Below are 21,602 nucleotides of genomic sequence, written 5' to 3'. Positions count from 1 at the left end.
TTATTCAGCGGACGTGACGACGGCGGCGCCGATGTGGCGCATGAGGCGCGTCTTGACATCGGGCGGCGTGATCGTGGGGCGCGGCAGGCCATCGGGCGTACCGCGGCGAATCGCCAGGCGTACGAAGCGCGTGCCTTCGACACCCGAAGCGCGCTTCGCACGTTCGCGCGCGGCGGTGAGCACGCTGTCGAGCATGGCGAGATCGTCGCCTTCCACGGCGTCGGCGTAACCGCACGCGGCGGCCACGTTCGCGAACGACACCTGTCCCGACACGGTGGCCTGGCCACCCGTCGAATCGTGCGCGCCGTTGTCGAGCAGCACGTGCGTGAGGTTCGCCGGGCCATAGGCGCCGAGCGTGGCGAACACGCCCATGCGCATGAGCGCCGCGCCGTCGCCGTCGAGCGCGACCACGTTGAGGTCGGGCCGCGCAAGCGCGAGACCGAGCGCGAACGGCGTGACGCAGCCCATCGAGCCCACCATGTAGAGCTGGTTCGAGCGGTCGTCGAGTGCGTAGAGTTCGCGGCCGCAGAAACCCGTCGAGGCGACGACCACCGTCGACTCGGCAGGCGTCGCCGCGATCACGCGCTCGAGCGCCTGCTGGCGCGTGGGCAGTTGATCAGGCGTCCGCCCGGTCCATTTGACCTGCGCCACCGGCAGCGCGTGCTTCGCCGGCATCGCGCCGCCGCCCTCGAGTTCGTACGGCGCCACGCTGCCCTTCTGCATGACGAGCGCGTACGGGCGGCCCGTTGCGTCCATGTGCTTGATGGCGCGATCGAGCGCCGCCGCGATCTGGTCGGCTTCCGTGGGGAACGTCTCCCACGGAATTTCCATCGTTTCGAGCATCTGCGGCGTAACCGGGCCCATCAGCGCGTGCTGCGGCTCGTCGGGCACGCCCGGCTGGCCGCGCCACGTCACGATCAGCAGTTGCGGCAGACGGAACGTCCATGTCAGCGAAGTGAGCGGGCTCACGGCGTTGCCGAGGCCCGAATTCTGCATCATCGTGATGCCGCGCTTGCCCGCGAGCGCGACGCCCGCGATGACCGCAACCGCGTCGCCTTCATTGGCCGCGCTCACGTAATTCAGCGAATCGTCCTGCAGCACGTAGTTGATGAACGGCGTGAGGTACGAGCACGGCACGCCGGCGTACCACTCGAAGCCGCGCGAGCGCGCCGCTTCGACGAATTGTGCGGCTTCGATCATGCCTGGCCCTCCGCGCCCAGCGGCGTTTGCGCGTGCGTATAGACGCCCTGAGCGAAATCTCCCGCGCGGCGGAAGTCTTCGAGGTCGTTCACGCCGCGCCAGTGGCCGTGCACGTACTGCACTTCGATTTTCTCCCCGTCTGCGATCAGTGCGTTGAGCAGCGCCGGCATGTCGAGCGTGTCAAAGTCGGCGCACGTCTGCAGCTGCGCGAGCTTCTTCGCGAGCTTCGCACGGCCCGCGCCTCGCACGTTCACGAGGCCGATCCAGCGGCCGTGCGGGGCCGCGCCGTTCGCGGCCGGGTCGCTCGCCACACGCTCGAGGATCACCTTGTTGCCGAACAGATCGCGCTCGTCGGCGGCCGAGCACCATGCGAAGTCGCGCGTGCTGCTGTTCTCCGACTCGGGCGACGAGTCCACCACCACGCTGAAGTCCGCTTCGCTTTCCACGAGATCGCGCAGGATGTAGCTGCGGAACACGAGGTCGCCGTACGAGATCACCGTGTCGTTGTCGAGCGCGCCGACCGCGCACGCGAGCGAAGCGAGTTCGTTCGTCTGCGCGAAGCGCTCGTTGCGCACGAGCTTGATGCCCGCCGTGTCGATGGCTTCGGCCTTGTAGCCGCCCACCACGGTGATGTCGTTGACCGACTGCTTCTTGAACGCGTCGACGAGCCAGCGCAGGAGCGGCTTGCCCGCGACCGGCAGCATGACCTTGGGCTTGTCTTCCGTGTAGGCGTCGAGACCCGAGCCGCGGCTCGCGGCCAGCACGATCGCCGAGCCCGCGCCGCGCGACGTGGCGCCAAGGTAGCGGTCTTCGGCTTCCGAGTATTCGTCGGCGTCCTGCAAGCGGAAAATTTCGTTGACCGTAGCAATGCGGTCTTCGATATCGACGAGCGTTTGCGTGTCGTAAATCGTTTTGGTGACGGCCTGCATGGCCGAAACGGCCGCGCGGATCTGATGGTTCGCCCAGATCACCGTGCTGATGCCCGCCTTGCGGAACACCTCGGTCGGCGTGCTGTAGTACTTGGTCGGCACGATCACGAGCGGGCCGCGGCCCGCCCACTCGCGCGCGAACGTGAGGATCTCGTCAGCTTTCGAAAGCTTGCTGTGGATGAGGATCGCGTCTGCGCCGGCCTGGCGATACGCTTCGGCGCGCTTGAGCGCTTCGTCCATGCCCCAGCCCGCGATCAGCGCCTCGACGCGCGCGACGATCGAAAAGTGCTCGTCGGTCTGCGAATCCTTGCCGGCCTTGATCTTGCCGCAGAACTCGTCGATGTCGGCAAGCGGTTGCGCTTCGCCGCCGATGAAACTGTTGGTCTTCGGGAACACCTTGTCTTCGATGCACACGCCCGCAATGCCGCGCTGCTCCAGCTTGCGCACGAGACGGCGCACGTTGTTGAAGTTGCCGTAGCCGGTGTCGCCGTCGAGCAGGATGGGCAGGTCGCTCGCGTCGGCCATGAACTCGAGGTTGTCGACCACCTGGGTCCAGCTCGCCTCGTTGTTGTCGCGCACGCCGAACTGCGCGGAGATCGAGAGGCCCGAGCCCCAGATCGCCTTGAAGCCCGCCTCGCGCGCGATGCGTGCGGAAAGGCCGTTGTGCGCTTCCATCAGGAATTCGAGTTCGTTGCTGGTCAGCATCTGGCGCAGCCGCGCGCTGCGCGATGTGGCAAGAGCGGCGGGGACCAGGGCGGGTTCGCGTGCGTTCATTCTTGTTGCTCCAGTGGACGTCATGCGGGCCGCAGCGGGGCTGCGCCGTGTGCGTCGCATCGTTGGTAAAGGTCCTTCATCCCGGCTTGATCGCAAGCCTCGAAGTCAGGCTGGCCGGGGGCAAAGTCGCGACTATATCGGAAATGATTCCTATCCGCAGTCGATCCCTGCAAAGAGTGGCAAATCATGGAGTTGCTGTGAAATTTGTGGCTTTTGTCGGCGCGTTTGCAGGCGTTTCAGCAGCGCGTCATATGCGCCAGATCAAGGACTTTGATTTGTATGAAGAAAAAGCTGCCTAAGCAGGGTTCCCCCTGGGTCTCGCGCCCGTTTGCGTGGGCCGTAAACACAGTCTGGCGGCAACGCATCGCCAGTCGCACCGCTCCTGCCCTGTGAAATATCCGACCGACCATGCAGAACATGACCCTCAACAAAAAGCTCCGCTCGATGATCGCGATCCTCTGGATCGGCCTGCTGTTGATCGTCGCCTTTGGCGCCTGGCAAAGCCGCGAAGCGATGATCCGCGAGCGGCGCGCGCAGCTCACCACGCTCGTCGACGAAGCGACGAGCATCGCCAACTACTACTACGGGCTCTCGCAGCGCAACGTCATGCCCGAAGCCGACGCCCAGAAGCAGGCGCTGACCGTGATCGGCTCGATCCGCTACAGCACCGACGGCTATCTGAGCATCAACAACTCGCAGTCGGTCATGCTGATGCATCCGATCAAGCCCGAGCTCGACGGCAAGAACCTGAGCGACTTCACCGACCCCGCGGGCACCCATGTGTTCACCGGGCTCGTGAACGCCGCGAGCGGCCCGAACGGCGGCTTCCTCGACTACCTCTGGGCCAAGCCCGGCCACAGCGAGCCCGTTCCCAAGCTGAGCTTCGGACGCCGCTTCGTGCCGTGGGACTGGGTGATCGTGACGGGCATGTACATGGACGACGTGCGCGCCGAGTTCTACGACAGCCTGCTGCGCTGGCTCGGCGTGACCTTCCTGCTGGGCGGGGCCGCCACGGCCGTGATGGTGCTCGTGGTGCGCAGCGTGCGCAGCAGCATCGGCGGCGAACTGGAAGGCGCGGTGGACGCGGCCAATCGCATCGCCGAGGGCGACCTCACCTTGCGCCTGCAGGTGCAGGGCACGAACGAGACCAGCCTGATGCGCGCGCTCGCGACGATGCAAACGGCGCTCGTGCAAACCGTCTCGCGCGTGCGCAGCGGCGCCGAAAACATCAACGTGGGCGCGAACGAGATCGCGGCTGGCAACACGGATCTCTCGCAACGCACCGAGGAACAGGCGGCGGCGCTCGTGCAGACCGCGTCGAGCATGGATCAGATGACGGCGAACGTGCGCCAGAACGCGGATAGCGCCCAGCATGCGGCGTCGCTCGCGAGCCAGGCCGCCGACGTCGCGACGCGCGGCAGCGCCGTAGTCGACGACGTCGTGCGCACGATGGGCGACATCACGACGAGCTCGCAGCAGATCGGCGACATCATCGGCGTGATCGACGGCATTGCGTTCCAGACCAACATCCTCGCCCTGAACGCCGCTGTGGAAGCGGCGCGCGCGGGCGAACAGGGCCGCGGCTTCGCAGTGGTGGCCGCCGAAGTGCGCAGCCTCGCGCAGCGCTCCGCGACCGCTGCCAAGGAGATCAAGGCGCTGATCGAAAAGTCGACCGGCACCGTGACCGAAGGTCAGCATCTCGTGACCAACGCGGGCGCGACGATGACCGAGATCGTGCAGTCGGTGCGACGCGTGCACGAGATCCTCGAAGAGATCAGCAACGCTTCGCGCGAGCAGAGCGCCGGCATCGAGCAGGTCAACCGCGCCGTGGGTGAGATGGATCAGGTGACGCAGCAAAACGCGGCGCTCGTGGAACAGGCCGCAGCCGCCGCCCATTCGCTCAAGGATCAGGTGAGCGTGCTGCGCGAGTCGATCGCGAGCTTCCGCTTGCCCGCGCACCCGTAACGCTGTCGCCACGCCGGCTCGCCGCCGGTACGCCGCCGGTTCGCCGCCGGTACGCCGCCGGTACGCCGCCGGTTCGCCGCCGGCTCGCCGCCGGTTCGCCGCCGGTTCGCATCCCTGCCCGCCGGGCCGCATTCGCGGCCCGGTTCGCTTTGCGCCTCCCCCGCTCCCCTGCACCGCTCGCGCGCCCAATTGCCTCGCGGCCGTGCGCACCCATCATTTCAATTCAATTACATCATGTTTACAATGTGATTCTGCCTTCCACCCCGCCTTGCCGATGATCCGTTCCAGGAAACCGCCGCGCGACCCGCACGCCACCGCGACCCGTCACCCGATGCTTGCGCCGCGCCTGCCCGCGTGGCGCTCGAAGTTCATCGTGTTCATCACCTTCGCGGCCTTTGCAGCGCTGGCCGGGCGCGCGTTCTGGATTCAGGTCGCCAATCACGGCTTTTACGTGAAGCAGGGCCAAAAGCGCTACCAGCGCACGCTGGAGCTCGACGCGATGCGCGGGCGCATCGTCGACCGCAACGGCGCGCTGCTAGCCGTGAGCCTTGCGACTTTCGAAGTCTGGGTGAATCCGCGGCTTCTCGATGCCGCCGCGCACACGCCGCTCGCGCGCCTGCTCGACATGCCGCTCGCGGAACTGGACCGGCGCGTTGCCGGCGACCGCTCCTTCGTGCTGCTCAAGCGCCAGGTGGACGCCGACACCGCCGCGCACATCGACGAGATGGGCATGGGCGGCATCACCCTGATCGCCGACTCGAAGCGCTATTACCCCGAAGGTGAATCGGCGGCGCACGTGGTGGGCTTCACCGATATCGAAGACGCCGGCCAGGAAGGCGTGGAACTCGCCGCGAACGCACGCCTGCGCGGCACGCCGGGCCAGCGCGAGGTGATCCGCGACCGGCTCGGGCGCGTCGTTTCGGAGCCGAGCGAGCGCGTGCAGCCGCGCAACGGCGACACCGTGCAGCTCACCATCGACCGCCGCGTGCAGCAGCTCGCGTACACGCAGCTCAAGGCGGCCGTGGCGAAGAATCATGCGGAAGCGGGCAGCGTCGTCGTGCTCGACGCGCAGAACGGCGAAATCCTCGCGCTCGCGAACTGGCCGTCGTTCGATCCGAACGACCGCGCGCGGCTCACGGGCAAGCAGCTGCGCAACCGCGCCGTGGTCGACACGTTCGAGCCCGGCTCGACCATCAAGCCCGTGGTCGTTTCGCTGGCGATGGACCTGCACAAGGTCAACGCGAACACGCTCATCGACACCTCGCCGGGCACGTACCGCATCGGCCCCGCGACGATTCACGACACCTCGAATCATGGCCGCATGACTGTGGCGGAGGCGATCCAGAAGTCGAGCAACATCGCGCTCGCCAAGCTCGCGCTGAACCTTCCCGCGCAAACGATCTGGGACAAGTACCAGGAGTACGGGCTCGGGCAGCGGCCCGGCGTCACGTTCCCGGGCGCGGCGCCGGGCCGCGTGCGGCCGTGGGCGCGCTGGCGCCCCATCGAGCAGGCGACGATGGCATATGGCTACGGCCTGTCCACATCGCTATTGCAGATGGCGCAGATCTACACGGCCTACGCCGGCGACGGCACGCTGCATCCGGCCGCACTCCTGCGCGAAGCGCCGGCCGGCGCGGGCGGTGCCTCCGCGTCGGCGGCGCGCGCGGTCACGACGCCGGCCACGGCCGCCGCCATGCGCAAGATGCTGGAGATGGCGACGAGCGACGGCGGCACGGGGCGCGCCGCGAATGTGGAAGGCTATCGGGTGGGCGGCAAGACCGGCACAGCGCGCAAGCAGATCGGCGCGGGCTATGCGAAGAACCGCTATCGGGCGCTGTTCGTCGGCATGGCGCCGATGAGCGCGCCGCGCGTGATCGTCGCGGTCATGATCGACGATCCGGCGGGCAAGGCATTTTATGGCGGCACGGTTGCGGGGCCGGTATTTTCGGGTGTGACGGCCGGCACACTCCAGTTGCTCGGCGTGCCGCCCGATGTCGCGGCCGGCCCCGAGAGCGCCAAGGGTGCCAGCGGCACCCGGGCCGGCTCAGGGCGCGGTTAGCGCCGCAATCAATGGTGGCGATACGCGGGCGGCGGCTCGCTGCCCGACACGGCGGGCGCCCCCGCTTCTGCATTGGGTGCGGGCGGCGCGCCGTAACCCGATTGCGCGACCTGCTCCTGCGCCAGACGCGCTTCGTTGGCGCGCTTTTCGGCGAGCCGGCGCATGGCGCTCTGCACATCTTCCGGATACGTGGCATCGTTCGCCGAAGCCGGGTTGTAGCCCACCGACTCCAGATCGACCAATTCCTGCAGCACCTGGGCCCGCGTCACCGGACCGTTGTGCGTGCCGGTGGATTGACCGAACGAGACCGCCGGAACGATCGCCATCATCGACACCAGCGCCGCGCGCAGCATTGCGTTTCTCACCATGCTCTCCGTATGAATTCGATGAGCAAAGTCTACGCAGCGCGGCCATGCGTAAAAACCGGCTAGCGAGGGAGAGAGTCTTCCATTCCTCGCAAGATTGATAAGGAGTTCTGCGGTCCTCAGATCTGGTCGCGGCCAAATGCGCGCAGCCCGTCGAGATCGAGCACGTCCACGCGGTTGTACGAGAGCGCGACGAGCCCCTGGCGCTCGAGCGTCTGCAGGGCCTGATTGATCCGTTGACGCGACGCGCCCGCCAGCATGCCGATCTCCTCCTGCGAGATGTCGAGCGCCCGCCCCGTCTCGGGATAAAGATCGGGATTGAACATCTGCGCGAGCGACTGCGCGACGCGTGCATCGACGTCGAGCAAGCGGCTGTTCTGGATCAACGCGATGAACTCGCCCATGCGGTTGTTGAGCTGATGGATCACGAAGCGGTTGAACGGCAGGCTGCAGTCCATGAGCCGGTGGAACGTCTCGGTGGCGACGGCCATGACGAGCGACGGCTGCAGCGCGATCACGTCGTACTTGCGCGGCTCGCGCTTGATCACGCTGCCCTCGCCGAACCAGCCGCCGTGCGGCACGCCCGAAAACGTGCAGCCGCGCCCCGATGCATTAAAGATCGCCAGCTTCACGAGGCCGGAACTCACGCCGAGCCACCAGTCGGAGGGCGCTTCGCGCGCGGCGACGATCGCGCCCGCGGCATAGCCCTGCGCATGCGACGACGCCAGCACCCACTCGCGATGCTCGGGCGCGAGCCCGCGGAACCACGCGTAGCGCTCGAACAGCGAGGCAAGACGCGCGGCGTTGGCGGCGTCGATGCGCTCGCCTTCGCGCCAAGAATCGCGGGCGGGCGGTGTCCCGTCCGGGGGCATAATGGATTGCGACATCGCGCTTTCCTGGGTTAGGTCAATCTTTGGGTCGATCTTGTCGGGCGGACCGTGCGTCGCGGCCCGCTCTGTCGCGCCGGCGACAGACTGTCATGCGCGGCCCTGCTACGGTAGCGCGAATCCTATCGACACACCAATAACCGTTCGGAGACACCGCCATGTTGCACCCCTACGAAGAAGGGCTCGCGCAACGCGAAGCCAATTATGTGCCGCTCACGCCGGTCGATTTCATCGCCCGCGCCGCCGAGGTCTATGGCGAGCGCCTGGCTGTGGTCCACGGCGACGTCCGCCGCAACTGGCGCGAAACCTATGCGCGCACGCGGCGACTCGCAAGCGCGCTCGGGCAGGCGGGCATCGGCCGCGGCGACACCGTGGCGGTGCTGCTGCCCAACATCCCCGCGATGGTCGAGGCGCACTTCGGCGTGCCCATGCTCGGCGCGGTGCTCAACACGCTCAACACGCGACTCGATGTCGCAACCATGCTGTTCATGCTGCGCCATGGCGAAGCGAAGGCGTTGATCGTCGATACCGAATTCGCGGCGCTCGCGCAGCGCGCGGCGCTCGAATTCCCCAACCTCAGGATCATCAGCGTGGCCGACATCGCGCCCGCGGAGCCCGAGTACTTCCCGCGCGCCACCGACTACGAGGCGTTCCTCGAGCAAGGCGATCCCGAGTTCGCCTGGGAGCCGCCGCGCAACGAATGGGACGCCATTGCGCTGAACTACACGTCCGGCACGACGGGCGACCCCAAGGGCGTGGTCTATCACCATCGCGGCGCGTATCTCAACGCGGTGAGCAATATCCTCGAATGGGACATGCCCAAGCACGCCGTGTATCTCTGGACGCTGCCGCTCTTTCATTGCAACGGCTGGTGCTTTGCGTGGACCGTCGCCGCGCGCGCGGGCGTGAACGTGTGCCTGCGCAAGTTCGACGCGAAGCTCGTGTTCGACCTCATTCGCAGCGAGCGCGTCACGCACTATTGCGGCGCGCCCATCGTGCAGGGCGCGCTCGCCGACGCACCCGCAGAGTACCGCGAAGGCATCGCTCACACGGTGTGCACGATGGTGGCAGGCGCGCCGCCCGCGCCGGCCGTGATCGCGAAGATGAAGGCGATCGGCATCGAACTCACGCATGTCTATGGTCTGACCGAGGTGTACGGCCCCGCTGCCGTATGCGCGGTACAGGCGGGCTGGCAGACGCTGCCCGACGAGGAGCAGGCGCGCCTCGCCGCACGCCAGGGCGTGCGCTATCACCTCCAAAGCGGCGTCAGCGTGCGCAATGCGCAGACGATGGAGCCCGTTCCCGCCGACGGAGAAACGCTCGGCGAGATCATGTTCCGCGGCAACATCTGCATGAAGGGCTACTTGAAAAACGAGCGCGCGACGGAAGAGGCGTTCCGCGGCGGCTGGTTCCACACGGGCGACCTCGGCGTGATGACGCCCGACGGCTACGTGCGCATTACCGACCGCAGCAAGGACATCATCATCTCGGGCGGCGAGAATATTTCGAGTATCGAGGTGGAAGACACGCTGTATCGCCATCCGGCCGTCGCGCTCGCCGCCGTCGTGGCGATGCCCGATTCGAAGTGGGGCGAAGTGCCTTGCGCGTTCGTCGAACTGCGGCCCGGCGCGAGCGCCACGGCCGAGGAAATCATCGCGCACTGCCGGCTCTTTCTCGCGCACTTCAAGGTGCCACGCGCCGTGCGATTCGGCGAACTGCCGCGCACGGCCACGGGCAAGATCCAGAAATATGAGTTGCGCGCGCAACTAGGTTCGCAAAGCGCGATCGACGTGGCTGGTGCAACACCCGCGCCGAAAACACCTCGGTAAGAACGACATCGGGGCCTGCTGGCCGGTAGACGTGACGCATTCAGGCGGCCCGCGCGGCCTGAATGTAACGTCAGTTGACACCCCGACCCCCTGTGGCTCGGTCGCGATTGTCAGGTGCGGCGCTTAATCCTTTCTGCATCAAGGGCCAACTGTCAAAGCAGCCTTTCTCGCATGAAGAATCGTATGAAACGAAAGCTTACAAGTGGTCACGTTTTCCTCCGCTTCGGGCCGATAAGCTTTGAACCGTGGTCGCAACACAAAGGCATCCCGATGCCGCGTGACTGACGACGCAACCAACGAGGAGGTAACTCATGAACACGAAGAGCTGGAAGACCCCCGCCCGCGCCATCGCCGCAGCACTGATCGCCGGCGGCGCATTGATGGGCGCATCGAGCGCCTTCGCTCAATCCGCACCGTATGGGCTGCGTGCCGAATCGGCACCGCAATACGGTCAACCGCACATGATGCCGGTGGACGCGCACGTCTCGATCGGCTGGCACGAGAACCGTTATTACGACGGCCACCGCTATTGGGAACACGACGAGTGGATGCACCATCACCCGCACGATCCGGGTCCCCCGCGCTACCGCGAGGACGACCATCGTCCGCCGCCCCCGCCGCGTTACTGATGCGCGTGATGCGCGCGTGATCCAGGGGCCGCCTTCGCTGGAGGCCCCTGAAGCGGCACGCCGAGGCCGGTCTTCCCTCAAGGGAGACCGGCCTCGGCGCATTTCGGCGCCTTACTTCAGCACGCGTGTGCGAACGCATGGATATCGTTCGGCATGCGAAACAATGCGAGCACGATGCCCGCCACACGGCGTATCCGGCCTGCCGTCCCGCGCGCCGGCTGCGGCCGGAAAGGCAGATGTCAGTAATTGCAGGTAATGCGGAAGTGTTGCCGGCCGCACGGCGCGCGGGTAACGTTGATGGGCGTTTCGTTCCCCGGAGCGCACGGTGTATTCTCATTGCCCGGCCAGCGATGGCCGGGATTTTTTTGCGCGCGAATGAGAACACTAGCGCCCTTCGGGTGTCACGCGCACCAGGTTTTTTTTCCGATTGCGGCCGCAATTTTGCGGACGTAAGGTGGGATTGCCTCTTGAGAACAGGCGAGCCTTGTGACCCCCGGTCGTGACACAGTCCGACCGGGGATTTTTTTGGCTTCTGTGCTTTGGAGAATCGCGTCTGCCGGAACATGCAGCGGCGCCGCGAGAGAAGGAACGATGACGGATCACCGAATGAGGAGTTCGGCTTCGCTCCAGCCAGAGCTAGATCCGTCATGCCGTGCATTATCCGGGCTGAAGGCCGGGGCGTCACTAGCATCCGGCGCAAAGAACCATTACGCAAACTGGCAAGATATGGGGACGGACGTCGAAAGCCGGCCCATGAGCATCGGTTAACATGGGGGTTTCGCCAGCAGTGCCACCCGCTTGTGCCAACTTTCACCCTCGCCCATCCCGTCACCGCGGCACTCGATGTCCGCAAGAGCCGCTTCATCGCGCACGCCATTCCCGTTGCCGACCGCGAAGCGGCCATGGCCGAAATCCGCCGTCTGCGCGACGAACACCCCACCGCCACGCACGTTTGCTGGGCGCTGCTTGCGGGCGGCCAGTCCGGCATGTCCGACGATGGCGAACCCTCCGGCACCGCCGGCCGCCCGATCCTCGAAGTGCTGCGCCATCACGACCTGGACGGCGTACTCGCCGCCGTGGTGCGCTATTACGGCGGCGTGAAGCTCGGCGCGGGCGGCCTCGTGCGCGCCTATACCGACGCCATTGCCAGCGCCCTGCAGGGGGCCGAGCGCGTCGAGCGCATTGCGCAGGCGCGCCTCACCGTCGAACTCGGCTATCCCGACGAAACCCGCGTGCGCCACTGGATCGACCAGGAGCAGTTCACGCTCGTGGAAAGCCAGTACACCATGACGGTCCGCCTCACGATCCAGTTGCCCGCCACCGCCGTGGACGCCGCGCGCACCACGCTCACCGATCTCACGCAAGGCCGCTCGGGCTTCCCCGAGCCCGTCTGAGGCGGGCGGCTGGCTGCCGCCGCAATGCCGATCGCGCACTTTTCAAAATCTTTTCATTTCTTTCATAAAGTTTCATGAAAGCTTGCCGTAATGAAAGCATGGCCGCGCATTCGCGCGTTCCGTCGACTCGACGCACCAGAACGAACGGACTTCTTTCATGGCAAGCACGATCACGAACACCACGACCGCCAGCGCGAACAGCGCGCTGAGCGACGCCGCCCAGTCGATCATCAGCGGCGCGACCAACTCCGCACTTGACGTCAACCAGCTCGTCAAGGCGCTCGTCAACGCGAAGATCGCGGGGCCGAGCGCCATCCTCAGTGCGAAGCAGACCGCCAGCAACACGACGCTATCGGCGCTCGGCACGCTGAAGTCGGCGCTCGCTTCGCTCCAGACCGCACTCGAGCCGTTCAAGGACGGCGCCGCGCTGCAGCGCTTCACCGTCACGACGAGCGAGAAGGACAAGGGCTTGAGCGCGGTGGCCGGCAAGAACGCCGTGGCGAGCAGCTTCACGGTCGAAGTCGATCGCCTCGCGACAGCGCATAAGCTCGCCTCGGACAGCTTCGACACGGGCGAGACGCTCGGGGGAGGCAGCCTCGACATCGCGATGGGCGGCAAGTCCATGCATCTGACGATCGCTGCGGGCAGCAACAAGCTCACCGACGTCGTCGCGACGATCAACCGGGCGAAGGACAACCCAGGCGTCACGGCGTCGATCGTCAACGGCGCCGATGGCCAGCACCTCGTGCTGACCGCGAACAAGACCGGCGCGGCCAACGCGATCGACGTGCAGGCGGGCGCGGGCGTCGACACGCGGCTCGCTTCCTCGCAGATGCGCGAAGTCGAGGCAGCCGGCGACGCCGAGCTGCGCATCGACGGCACGCGCGTCACGAGCGCGAGCAACACCCTCGAGGGCGTGGTGAGCGACATCACGATCAAGCTTGCAAGCGCCTCGGTGGGCACGAAGCAAACGCTCACCGTCGCTCCCGACACCGAAGCGACGGGCACATCCATCCGCGACTTCGTGAAGGCGTACAACAGTTACGTCGATGCCCTGAACGGGCTGACCTCCTATACGGCCGCAACCGGTTCGACGAGCGCGCAGGCAGGCGCGCTGCTCGGCGACTCGATCGCGCGCACCCTCGCGGCGAGTCTGCCGGCGCTCGTTTCGGCGGGCGTGAAGGGCAGCGACGGCGTGACCCATTCGCTGGGCGAGATCGGCATCAAGCTCGACAAGAGCGGGAAGCTCGAGATCGACGACGAGACGTTCAAGAAGGCGCTGCAACCGGGCAACAGTGCGATTGCGGCGCTGTTCGGCAGCGGCGGCCTGACCACGAAGCTCAACAGCGCCATTACGCCTTACGTGCAGTCGAGCGGCATCATCGAGCGGCGCAGCACGGCCATCAACAAGGAACTCGACGACATCAAAAAGCAGTCGTCGATGCTCGATGTGCGCGCAACCCAGCTCACTGCAAAATTCAACCGCCAGTTCACCGCGCTCAATAACCTCATGTCGATCATGAACAACAACCAGCAATATCTGACACAGCTCTTTGGCGGTGCAAACAGCGCGGGCGCCCTCGCGACGAATCACAAATAAGGCTTGAATGCGCGGTGATCGACGCTAGCAAACGTCGACGGCAGACGAAAAAAAAGGCCGCCGAGTGAATCGGCGGCCAACAGGGGACGTGAAGAACAACCGCGAATCGAACTATCGAATCGACCCGACCGCTCCATCATGGCGAGCCAAAATTAAGACAAACTTAAACGCGCGCAAAAAACGATCGGGAATTCCGGCGCGTGAGCGCGCAGGCAATGGAAAGAACGCGTAATAATGGGCTGGCTATACTTGATCTGGTCCGCGCCGCGCAGTCATTCGCGCCCGCATGACCGTCTTCTACCCAACCCGGAAGAGCCGCCATGTTTGATCGACTGCATCGGTTTATGGAAGGCGCAGGTCCCGAGCGGCGCCATCGCGTCTGGAGCAAGGTGCGCATTTTCGTGGCCGCAATGGGCACGCTCGGCTCTGCCGCCGGCATCGCCATCGCGGTGGTCGGGCTCATCAACTTCGACCACCAGAAGGTGATTGCCGGCGTGGCCGTCATCATCGTCTGCACGGCGATCTACGTGTCGATCCTCGTGCGCGACCGCAATCGCGCCGACTAACGCACGCCGCCCGGGCGTCGCTGCCTCACTGCAGGTTCTGGCCGTCGCGCGTGACATGCACGGCGGTCGCGCCCACGTAGTCGGCGCGAATGCTGTCGCCCACCTTGATCGATTCGAGCGGCACGTCCGGCGGCGCCACCACCACGACCGTGCGGTTCGGTCCGCGCAGCGCTACCTTGCGGCTCTTGCGGTCGATCTTCTCCACCGTCGCGATCACCTGCACGCTACGCGCCGTCGCCGTCATGCCACCGGAAGCGGGCGTGGTCGCGACCGTATCGACGCGCGAGCGGATGCCCCTCGTAGCCAGCTTTTCGGCACGCAGCAGCAACGCCTCCTTGTAGAGGATGTTCACATGATCGCCGGGCTTGAGCTTGCTCACATCGCCGACTGCGGGATCGACGGCGACCGTCACCAGGTTGCGGCGCGCGCCACGCAGCGTGACCGAGTTGGTGGCCGCGTCGATGCTCACGACGGTCGCCGTGGTCTGCACCTCGCCGATCTGCAGCGCGGCGTTGGGCGCACTCCCGGGCGCACTCCCGGGCGCGGCATCGGACGCCGTCTGCGCAAACAGCGGTACATGCGGCGACACGCCGAGGGCAAGCACGAGTATGGCGCCGAGCAGCGGCGCGGACGAATGGTAGCGCGTGGACATGAAGCCTCCTTGTGTGGATCGTGAATGGCAAGAGAGCGGCATGGCGCCGCTCGCACGCATCAAGCGCTGTTCATGCAGGCTTCTTCGGCCGCACAGCGCAGGTAATGGGCATACACACGCTCACGTTCCTCGTTGGCGAGCTGGCGCTTTTCGGCAAGCCGCAGCATGCGGTGCCGGTCCGCGCCGAGCGTTTCGTAATAGCGCTCGGTATGCAAGCGCTTGAAGCGCGTATAGAAGTCCGGGCCGGGCAGGCCCGAATCGGTCGAGAGCAGCGAGGCATAGTCGGCCTCGTGCGGCGCGCACAACGCGGCCGCGGCCGCTTCGAGCTTTTCGTAACGCACCCGCAACGGCACGTCGCCCGCGAACAGGGCATGAAACGCACCGTACGGCACGAGCGAGCGCCGGCTCGCAGCGCGGCGCAACAAACGACCTACCTTTTCGTCGAGTTCTTGATTCATCCGCAGCGGCCAGAAAGCGGGCCGCCGCCCAGGCCGCGCGTCGTTTGACGAAACGCACGGACGCATTTGGCGGCCCGAGGGATTCAGGGACCCGTTTCGCCACGCGATACGCTGCGCGGCGAATCCGGCATTCTGCATTCGTTCATTCGAATCCAATCTGCATTGCAATCGATTCGAAATGTTTGCGAAAACCATTCTGCACAAAAAAGCGAAATCACTCCCTGAAATTGCTCCATAGCCGTCATCACCCGCGCTGGACCCTGCCATTTTTTGCCGCGCACCTCAAAAACGCTAACAAACATCTAAAGGTGCATCGTCGCTATTAATTCATTTTGGATAAAACCGTTTCAACTCAATATATGCTGAATACCGATTTAGTCATACAAAACAAGGAAAAGTGTTGCTTTCCAATGTTTGAGCAATTAAGTCAGGTTAACTGGTTGCAATGGGAGCAAACTTCGCATTGCGGAGTCCGTGCGAAATGGCGGCACCCATTGTTGACACACGCGAGTCGGTTGTTTTTTCCATTAGTTCAGGATTATCCACAAGTCAAGCAGACTATTTTTCCGCTAGCTATACACATTCCCTACAAAAACAATTATTAATATCCGCTGCGGAACACCGAGGCGTTTCGCAACAAGCGCCCTTCACCGGGCGTCGATTTCGCCGTCCGTCATGACCCCCGCGTCACCGCACCGGCGCCGGGTCCATGGCAAGCGACAAGACCCGCTTGCAGGAAGGGTTACAGGAGCGGCACATCCGCAATGCCGCGTGTCCGGAATCTTTCGTCGACGAGTGAACACATGCTTACCCGAACCGAGAACCTGCCGAGCGTCGCGAGAAGAATGGCCGCCGGCCAGATGTTGATGGAAGGCGCGACCGTGAATAGCGTCGCCGACTCACTCCACCTTTCCGCCCAGACGGTGAGGCGCTACAAGTCCATCGTCGAGGACGGCGGCCTTGCAGCGCTCCAGCAGATGAGCGTGGGCGGCCGGCCTTCAGTGCTCGATCAGGCCGCGCTAGGCTGGATCGCGAGCGCCCTGCATGGCTCCGCGCGAGAGCACGGCTTTGCGAGCGATGCGTGGACCAACAGCCGCGTGCGCGAGCTGATCGGCCGCCAGTTCGGCGTGCACTATTCGCGCGTCTATACCTGGCAGATCGTCTCGAACCTCGGCCTCGGCCACCGGCTGTCGAAGTCTGCGCGCTGAACGGCATGGCGGGCGTCGCGCGCCGCACGAAAGCCGGCGCGCCTCAGCCTCGCGTTGCGGGTGCATCGCGGCCTCGGCTTCCGGCTTCGGAATCCACCAGCGGCTGTGCCCCATCGCCCGTCCATTGCTGCGACCGGACCTGATTGCGGCCCGCTTCCTTGGCCTCGTAGAGCAGGCGGTCGGCGGCGGCCAGCAGCTTCGCGCCGCTGCCGCCCTCCGGCGGATTGCAGCTCGCACACCCCGCGCTCACCGTCACGCACCCATGGTGCGTACCACTCAGCGTGAGATTGTCCGACTCGATGCGTTTGCGGATCTTTTCCGCCATGCGCGTCGCGGCGTCGAGCGCCGTGCCCGGCAGCACCACCGCGAACTCTTCGCCGCCAAAGCGTGCGGCGAGATCGGTTGCGCGCCGCGATCCTGCAGCGATGCGCCCGGCCACGAACACCAGCACCTCGTCGCCGGCGGCGTGCCCGTAGGTGTCGTTGAAGAGCTTGAAGTGGTCGATGTCGAAAAACAGCACGGAAAGCGGCGTGCGTTCGCGCACCGCGTGATGCCATTCCTCCGCGAGACGGCTGTCGAGCGCGCGGCGGTTCGCAAGACCCGTGAGCGGGTCGGTCACCGCGAGACGCACGAGCTTGCCCTCGGCCACCACCTTGTCGCGCAGCGCGAAGGCGAGCATCCACGACACCGCGACCCACGCGCCGCCGAACACCGTCGTCATCACGAGGGCGATATAGCTGCGCCGCCGCCAGCCGGCGAGCACGTCCCCCACGGCGGGCGCCACGACGACGATGAACGGCGAGTTGCCCACATGCGCAAAGGTGTAGATGCGCTCGACCCCGTCGATTGCCGAGTGCGACGTGTAGGTGCCGGCGTCGCGACGCGAAAAGAACGCGAAATTCGGCAGGTCCGCGTAGCTCCAGCCGGCGCCGCGCATCGAGGGCGGCTTGCTCGCGAGCAACGTGCCGTCGCGCATCAGAATGAAGAGATGGCCGCCGGGGCCCAGGTCGATGTGCTCGAGCAGTTGCTCGAGATAGTCGAGGCGCACACCGAGCAGCGCCACGCCCGCGAACGAGCCGTCGGGCGCGTTGATGCGGCGCGTGAGGCCGATCGTGAGCGCGCCGCCGCGCAGGCGGGAATGGAACGGCTTCGAAAAGAACAGGCCCGCATGCGGGTCGCGCTGTTGCGCGATGAAGTAATCGCGGTCGGCGAACGAAATGCCGGCGGGTGAAACGTCGAAGGCGTTGCTGTGCGAGGCTATCACATGGCCCGCGGCGTCGATCACATAGGCGCCGCCCAGCCTCGACGCCGCCGTCGCCCGGTCGAACAGCACGCGCTGGCGCAGCGCCTCGGGCATGCTCCAGGTCTGCGGCTGCTGCGCCGCCTGTACCACGGCCTGTAGCGACAGGTCGTAGATCTCGACGTTGCGCGCAATGTCGTTGCTGATGAGCTGCACGAGGTTGCGCGAATTCTCCTGCGCGTGGCGCAACTCCTCGGCACGGCCCTCGTAGAGCGCCGCGTAGGTGAGGATCGCCATCACCGTCGCGACGAGCGTGCCGGAAAGCCCCGCGAAGAAGGGATAGTTGCCGATCAGGCGCGTCGCCGCCTTCGCCCGCCCGTGGGCCCAGCGGTGCACCAGAAGACGCAGCGAAAGAACCCGTTTTGGCATCTGCGCAATCCTCTTGCTGACTGCTGACGGCGCGATTCGAAGGAGCGCCGGTCTGTCGGGCATGCATCGGGCATGGCTGGCACGAATCCGTCATCAAACGGACACCTGGGCAGTTCACGATCGGAGGCGAAACCTTTGCCCACTCCCTCCCCCAGGAGCCCGCCTGCCATGCCAGAATTTTCCCTGTCACCGCAACCGGGCACCGCCCCCGCACGCGGGCGCAACGCCAGCCTGCTCGCCTTCCTCGTCGTCATCGCCGCAGGCGCCGTGTACGTGGGGATGCATCTCGCCGACGACCTCTCGCCGGTGCGCGAAAGCTCGGCGATGCCCTGGATCCTGCTCGGCATCGCGCTCCTGATCGCGCTCGGCTTCGAGTTCGTGAACGGCTTCCACGATACCGCGAATGCGGTCGCAACCGTCATCTATACGCACTCGCTTTCGCCCAATATCGCCGTGATGTGGTCGGGCGCGTGGAATTTCCTCGGCGTGCTCACCTCCACCGGCGCGGTGGCCTTCGGCATCCTGCAACTGCTGCCTGTGGAGCTGATCCTGCAGGTGGGCAGCAGCGCGGGCTTCGCCATGGTGTTCGCTCTGCTCATTGCCGCGATCATCTGGAACCTGGGCACGTGGTACTTCGGCCTGCCTTCGTCGAGCTCGCATACGCTGATCGGCTCGATCATCGGCGTGGGCCTCATGAACCAGCTCATGCACGGCGCGAATGGCACCAGCGGCGTGGACTGGAGCCAGGCGCTCGGCGTGGGCAAGTCGCTGCTGTTTTCGCCGATCGTCGGCTTTTTGCTGGCCGGCCTGCTGCTGCTCATCCTCAAGGCCGTCGTGCGCGTGCCCGAGCTCTACGCGGAGCCGAAGGGCAAGGAGCCGCCGCCGTTCTGGATCCGCGCGCTGCTGATCCTCACGTGCACGGGCGTGTCGTTCGCGCACGGCTCCAACGACGGCCAGAAGGGCATGGGCCTCATCATGCTGATCCTGATCGGCACGGTGCCCACGGCCTACGCGCTGAACCGCGCCGTCACGGCCGAACAGACGCAGACTTTCATCGCCGTCGCGCACGACGCCACGCGCGCGCTCGAGCGCTATACGAACGGCGTGGCCGCGCCCGCCGATCCGCGCGCCGAAGTGGAACGCTTCATCGGCCGCCGCGCCCTGTCGAGCACGACGGTGCCCGCGCTTGCCGCGCTGTCGAACCAGGTGACCGAGCAGGTGCGCGGTTACGGCTCGCTCGCGGCAGTGCCGCAATCGGTCGTCGATAACGTGCGCAACAACATGTACGTGATTTCCGAGGCGATCCGCCTGCTCGATAAACAGAAGGCGGTGCCCTTCTCGGCCGACGACCTGAAGTCCATCAACAACTTCCGCAGCCAGATCGACCACGCGACGAAATTCATCCCGACATGGGTGAAGGTGGCCGTGGCGATCGCGCTGGGGCTCGGCACGATGGTGGGCTGGAAGCGCATCGTGGTGACGGTGGGCGAGCGCATCGGCAAACAGCACCTGACCTACGGCCAGGGCGGCTGCGCGGAGGTCGTGGCGATGGTGACGATCGGCGCGGCGGACGTGTACGGTCTGCCGGTCTCGACCACGCACGTGCTCTCCTCGGGCGTGGCGGGCACGATGGCCGCGAACGGCTCGGGCCTGCAATGGAATACGGTGCGCAGCCTCGTGATGGCATGGGTGCTCACGCTGCCCGCTTCGATCGTGCTGGCTGGCGCGCTCTATTGGGTGTTCAAGCACGTGTTCTGAGTACGAAAGGCCAGAGAAAAGCCGCGCTCCCTGGGAGGGGAGCGCGGCTTATTTTTTGCTTCGTGCGCCTGCGTTCAGACGATCGAGATTTTCAGCGTCTTGCCGCACGCTGTTACTGCGCCAGGGGCATCCCAAAATCGTCGCTTGCCCTCGCTCAGAACGAAAGCGGCCAACCCCTCAATAAATTTCCGGAATGATCATGTCCTGCGGCACCGGCTGGCGAATGTAATCCGGATGATGCACGCGCGCCGGCAGCGTGACCTGCGGGTGCTCGATCTCGTGATACGGCACCTGGCTCAGCAAGTGGTGAATGCAGTTCAGGCGCGCGCGCTTCTTGTCCACGCCCTGCACGACCCACCACGGCGCCTCGGGAATGTGCGAGCGCTGCAGCATCACTTCCTTCACGTGCGTGTAGGCCTCCCAGCGGCGGCGGCTTTCGAGGTCCATCGGCGAGAGCTTCCACTGCTTGAGCGGATCGTCGATGCGGCTCTGGAAGCGCACTTCCTGCTCGTCGTCGGTGATCGAGAACCAGTACTTGACGATCTGAATGCCACTCCTCACGAGCATCTTTTCGAACTCGGGCACGGAGCGAAAGAACTCTTCGTATTCGTCGTCGGTGCAGAAGTTCATCACGCGTTCCACGCCTGCGCGGTTGTACCAGCTGCGATCGAACAGCACCATCTCGCCGCCCGCGGGCAGATGCTGCGCGTAGCGCTGGAAATACCATTGCGTGCGCTCGCGGTTGTTCGGCGCAGGCAGCGCCGCCACGCGGCACATGCGCGGGTTCAGCCGCTGCGTGATGCGCTTGATGACACCGCCCTTGCCCGCCGCGTCGCGTCCCTCGAAGATCACGACGAGCCGGTGCCCCGTGCTCACGATCCAGTCCTGCATCTTCACGAGTTCGCCCTGCAGGCGGATCAGCTCGCGGAAATAGACGCGGCGCAGCGCACGCGCCTCGTCGCTGATCTGCAGACCGCTTTCCTGCAGCCGGTCGTCGACCTCCATCTCGAGCTCTTCGTCATAGGCGTCGATGAGCTCTTCATCCAGACGCCGACGACGATGCAGTTCGGCCTCCTGCTCTTGCGCATCCCGTTGTTCGGCATCCATCGTGCGGTCCAGTTCATTCATGGCGACTCTCTCCTTGGTCGATATGCTGTCAACTCGCGCCACTATCGGCGCAGCGAGTGTCACGAATATTTCAAATGCATTGCGGCGGCTCAGGTAAGCGGCCTGGCGAAGCTCAGCTCGTGGCCGTCCGGATCGACGAGATGGAAATAGCGCTCGCCCCATGGCGCGTCGCGCGGTGCGAATTCGGGCTTCGCGCCCGCGGCCAGTGCATGGGCGTAGAACGCGTCCACGTCGGCGACGTGGAGGACCACGCGGCCCCAGCCGTTCACGGCGCCGTGCGGTCCCTCCAGCAGGTTCAGATAGCAGACGCCGGCCGCGCCGCCCAGTTCGAACGACGCGAAGCCCGGCACCGCCGGCCCGTCTCTCCGCTCGAAGCCGAGTGCCTCGTAAAAGGGCACCGACCGCGCGATGTCGCTGACGGTCAGCGTCACGGCGCTCAACGCTACGATTTGCGCGGCGCGTTCGTTCATCTGCTCCTCCTGCTCATGCGGCCAGGGACTGCCTGCGGCCCGGAATGAGGCCCGTCGGCCCG

General features: G+C 65.6%; 19 protein-coding genes. 10 read left to right on the top strand and 9 right to left on the bottom strand.

The features are described 5' to 3' along the window. Positions 1–1,200: a phosphonopyruvate decarboxylase gene (gene aepY / locus AB4Y36_RS06265; RefSeq protein ID WP_368682558.1), complete on the bottom strand. Its 1,200-nt coding sequence runs from the start codon at positions 1,198–1,200 to the stop codon at positions 1–3. Beyond that, complete coding sequence (aepX, locus tag AB4Y36_RS06260) at positions 1,197–2,903, bottom strand: phosphoenolpyruvate mutase (RefSeq protein ID WP_368682557.1); 1,707 nt, start codon at positions 2,901–2,903, stop codon at positions 1,197–1,199. The genes aepY and aepX overlap by 4 nt, the downstream gene beginning before the upstream one ends. Before the next feature lie 86 nt (positions 2,904–2,989). Here aepX and AB4Y36_RS06255 point away from each other — a divergent pair, with 86 nt between their 5' ends. From AB4Y36_RS06255 to AB4Y36_RS06245, 3 genes are all read left to right on the top strand, one after another. Further along, positions 2,990–3,202 carry a hypothetical protein gene (locus AB4Y36_RS06255; protein WP_368682556.1) on the top strand — a complete coding sequence of 71 codons (213 nt, stop codon included), beginning with the start codon at positions 2,990–2,992 and terminating at the stop codon, positions 3,200–3,202. Positions 3,203–3,320: 118 nt separating this feature from the next. Continuing rightward, positions 3,321–4,868 (top strand): methyl-accepting chemotaxis protein, encoded by a 1,548-nt coding sequence (locus AB4Y36_RS06250; RefSeq protein ID WP_368682555.1) that lies wholly within the window; start codon positions 3,321–3,323, stop codon positions 4,866–4,868. A gap of 274 nt (positions 4,869–5,142) precedes the next feature. Further along, on the top strand, positions 5,143–6,927 hold the full coding sequence (locus AB4Y36_RS06245; RefSeq protein ID WP_368605721.1) for a peptidoglycan D,D-transpeptidase FtsI family protein: 1,785 nt from the start codon (positions 5,143–5,145) through the stop codon (positions 6,925–6,927). 8 nt (positions 6,928–6,935) lie between these two features. Here the strand turns inward: AB4Y36_RS06245 and AB4Y36_RS06240 are convergent, their stop codons facing one another. Then, entirely contained in the window at positions 6,936–7,292 is a 357-nt protein-coding gene (locus tag AB4Y36_RS06240) for a DUF4148 domain-containing protein (protein WP_368682554.1), read from the bottom strand. Positions 7,293–7,411: 119 nt separating this feature from the next. Further along, positions 7,412–8,164 carry a Crp/Fnr family transcriptional regulator gene (locus AB4Y36_RS06235; protein ID WP_368682598.1) on the bottom strand — a complete coding sequence of 251 codons (753 nt, stop codon included), beginning with the start codon at positions 8,162–8,164 and terminating at the stop codon, positions 7,412–7,414. Between the two features lie 173 nt (positions 8,165–8,337). Here AB4Y36_RS06235 and AB4Y36_RS06230 point away from each other — a divergent pair, with 173 nt between their 5' ends. The 5 genes from AB4Y36_RS06230 to AB4Y36_RS06210 all read left to right on the top strand — a co-directional run bounded on the left by AB4Y36_RS06230 (position 8,338) and on the right by AB4Y36_RS06210 (position 14,197). Further along, positions 8,338–10,008 (top strand): acyl-CoA synthetase, encoded by a 1,671-nt coding sequence (locus tag AB4Y36_RS06230; protein ID WP_368682553.1) that lies wholly within the window; start codon positions 8,338–8,340, stop codon positions 10,006–10,008. A gap of 311 nt (positions 10,009–10,319) precedes the next feature. Next, entirely contained in the window at positions 10,320–10,637 is a 318-nt protein-coding gene (locus AB4Y36_RS06225) for a hypothetical protein (protein ID WP_069261772.1), read from the top strand. A gap of 800 nt (positions 10,638–11,437) precedes the next feature. Next, positions 11,438–12,031, top strand: a complete 594-nt coding sequence (locus AB4Y36_RS06220; RefSeq protein ID WP_069261771.1) for a YigZ family protein — start codon at positions 11,438–11,440, stop codon at positions 12,029–12,031. A gap of 157 nt (positions 12,032–12,188) precedes the next feature. After that, a complete protein-coding gene (gene fliD, locus AB4Y36_RS06215) occupies positions 12,189–13,631 on the top strand; it encodes a flagellar filament capping protein FliD (protein ID WP_368682552.1) in 1,443 nt (480 codons plus the stop codon). A gap of 320 nt (positions 13,632–13,951) precedes the next feature. Next, positions 13,952–14,197: a DUF2964 family protein gene (locus AB4Y36_RS06210; protein ID WP_245623541.1), complete on the top strand. Its 246-nt coding sequence runs from the start codon at positions 13,952–13,954 to the stop codon at positions 14,195–14,197. Positions 14,198–14,222: 25 nt separating this feature from the next. On the opposite strand, the gene AB4Y36_RS06205 is transcribed toward AB4Y36_RS06210, so the two are convergent. Both AB4Y36_RS06205 and AB4Y36_RS06200 read right to left on the bottom strand, forming a co-directional pair. After that, positions 14,223–14,849 (bottom strand): hypothetical protein, encoded by a 627-nt coding sequence (locus AB4Y36_RS06205; protein ID WP_368682551.1) that lies wholly within the window; start codon positions 14,847–14,849, stop codon positions 14,223–14,225. A gap of 59 nt (positions 14,850–14,908) precedes the next feature. Further along, entirely contained in the window at positions 14,909–15,307 is a 399-nt protein-coding gene (locus AB4Y36_RS06200) for a hypothetical protein (protein ID WP_069261888.1), read from the bottom strand. 803 nt (positions 15,308–16,110) lie between these two features. Between AB4Y36_RS06200 and AB4Y36_RS06195 the strand changes: the two genes are divergently transcribed. Then, positions 16,111–16,515 (top strand): helix-turn-helix domain-containing protein, encoded by a 405-nt coding sequence (locus AB4Y36_RS06195; RefSeq protein WP_028202557.1) that lies wholly within the window; start codon positions 16,111–16,113, stop codon positions 16,513–16,515. A 43-nt stretch (positions 16,516–16,558) separates the two neighbouring features. Here AB4Y36_RS06195 and AB4Y36_RS06190 read toward each other — a convergent pair whose 3' ends face one another. After that, a complete protein-coding gene (locus AB4Y36_RS06190; protein WP_368616680.1) occupies positions 16,559–18,184 on the bottom strand; it encodes a diguanylate cyclase in 1,626 nt (541 codons plus the stop codon). Between the two features lie 168 nt (positions 18,185–18,352). Between AB4Y36_RS06190 and AB4Y36_RS06185 the strand changes: the two genes are divergently transcribed. After that, positions 18,353–19,942, top strand: coding sequence for an inorganic phosphate transporter (locus tag AB4Y36_RS06185; RefSeq protein ID WP_069261766.1), 1,590 nt, complete (start codon positions 18,353–18,355; stop codon positions 19,940–19,942). A 177-nt stretch (positions 19,943–20,119) separates the two neighbouring features. Here AB4Y36_RS06185 and ppk2 read toward each other — a convergent pair whose 3' ends face one another. Continuing rightward, entirely contained in the window at positions 20,120–21,049 is a 930-nt protein-coding gene (ppk2, locus tag AB4Y36_RS06180; protein WP_256094475.1) for a polyphosphate kinase 2, read from the bottom strand. Between the two features lie 110 nt (positions 21,050–21,159). Further along, positions 21,160–21,540, bottom strand: a complete 381-nt coding sequence (locus tag AB4Y36_RS06175; RefSeq protein ID WP_069261764.1) for a VOC family protein — start codon at positions 21,538–21,540, stop codon at positions 21,160–21,162. Between the last annotated feature and the right edge of the window lie 62 nt (positions 21,541–21,602).

The organism is Paraburkholderia sp. BR10936 (assembly GCF_040965735.1).
Taxonomy (GTDB): domain Bacteria; phylum Pseudomonadota; class Gammaproteobacteria; order Burkholderiales; family Burkholderiaceae; genus Paraburkholderia; species Paraburkholderia nodosa_A.
This window is presented reverse-complemented; position numbering and strand designations above follow the sequence as displayed.

Excerpts from the sequence above, each read along its gene's own strand:
- aepY (WP_368682558.1), bottom strand. The coding sequence starts at position 1,200 with ATGATCGAAGCCGCACAATTCGTCGAAGCGGCGCGCTCGCGCGGCTTC.
- aepX (WP_368682557.1), bottom strand. The coding sequence starts at position 2,903 with ATGAACGCACGCGAACCCGCCCTGGTCCCCGCCGCTCTTGCCACATCG.
- AB4Y36_RS06250 (WP_368682555.1), top strand. The coding sequence starts at position 3,321 with ATGACCCTCAACAAAAAGCTCCGCTCGATGATCGCGATCCTCTGGATC.
- AB4Y36_RS06245 (WP_368605721.1), top strand. The coding sequence starts at position 5,143 with ATGATCCGTTCCAGGAAACCGCCGCGCGACCCGCACGCCACCGCGACC.
- AB4Y36_RS06235 (WP_368682598.1), bottom strand. The coding sequence starts at position 8,164 with ATGCCCCCGGACGGGACACCGCCCGCCCGCGATTCTTGGCGCGAAGGC.
- AB4Y36_RS06230 (WP_368682553.1), top strand. The coding sequence starts at position 8,338 with ATGTTGCACCCCTACGAAGAAGGGCTCGCGCAACGCGAAGCCAATTAT.
- AB4Y36_RS06225 (WP_069261772.1), top strand. The coding sequence starts at position 10,320 with ATGAACACGAAGAGCTGGAAGACCCCCGCCCGCGCCATCGCCGCAGCA.
- fliD (WP_368682552.1), top strand. The coding sequence starts at position 12,189 with ATGGCAAGCACGATCACGAACACCACGACCGCCAGCGCGAACAGCGCG.
- AB4Y36_RS06210 (WP_245623541.1), top strand. The coding sequence starts at position 13,952 with ATGTTTGATCGACTGCATCGGTTTATGGAAGGCGCAGGTCCCGAGCGG.
- AB4Y36_RS06205 (WP_368682551.1), bottom strand. The coding sequence starts at position 14,849 with ATGTCCACGCGCTACCATTCGTCCGCGCCGCTGCTCGGCGCCATACTC.
- AB4Y36_RS06200 (WP_069261888.1), bottom strand. The coding sequence starts at position 15,307 with ATGAATCAAGAACTCGACGAAAAGGTAGGTCGTTTGTTGCGCCGCGCT.
- AB4Y36_RS06195 (WP_028202557.1), top strand. The coding sequence starts at position 16,111 with ATGCTTACCCGAACCGAGAACCTGCCGAGCGTCGCGAGAAGAATGGCC.
- AB4Y36_RS06190 (WP_368616680.1), bottom strand. The coding sequence starts at position 18,184 with ATGCCAAAACGGGTTCTTTCGCTGCGTCTTCTGGTGCACCGCTGGGCC.
- AB4Y36_RS06185 (WP_069261766.1), top strand. The coding sequence starts at position 18,353 with ATGCCAGAATTTTCCCTGTCACCGCAACCGGGCACCGCCCCCGCACGC.
- ppk2 (WP_256094475.1), bottom strand. The coding sequence starts at position 21,049 with ATGGATGCCGAACAACGGGATGCGCAAGAGCAGGAGGCCGAACTGCAT.
- AB4Y36_RS06175 (WP_069261764.1), bottom strand. The coding sequence starts at position 21,540 with ATGAACGAACGCGCCGCGCAAATCGTAGCGTTGAGCGCCGTGACGCTG.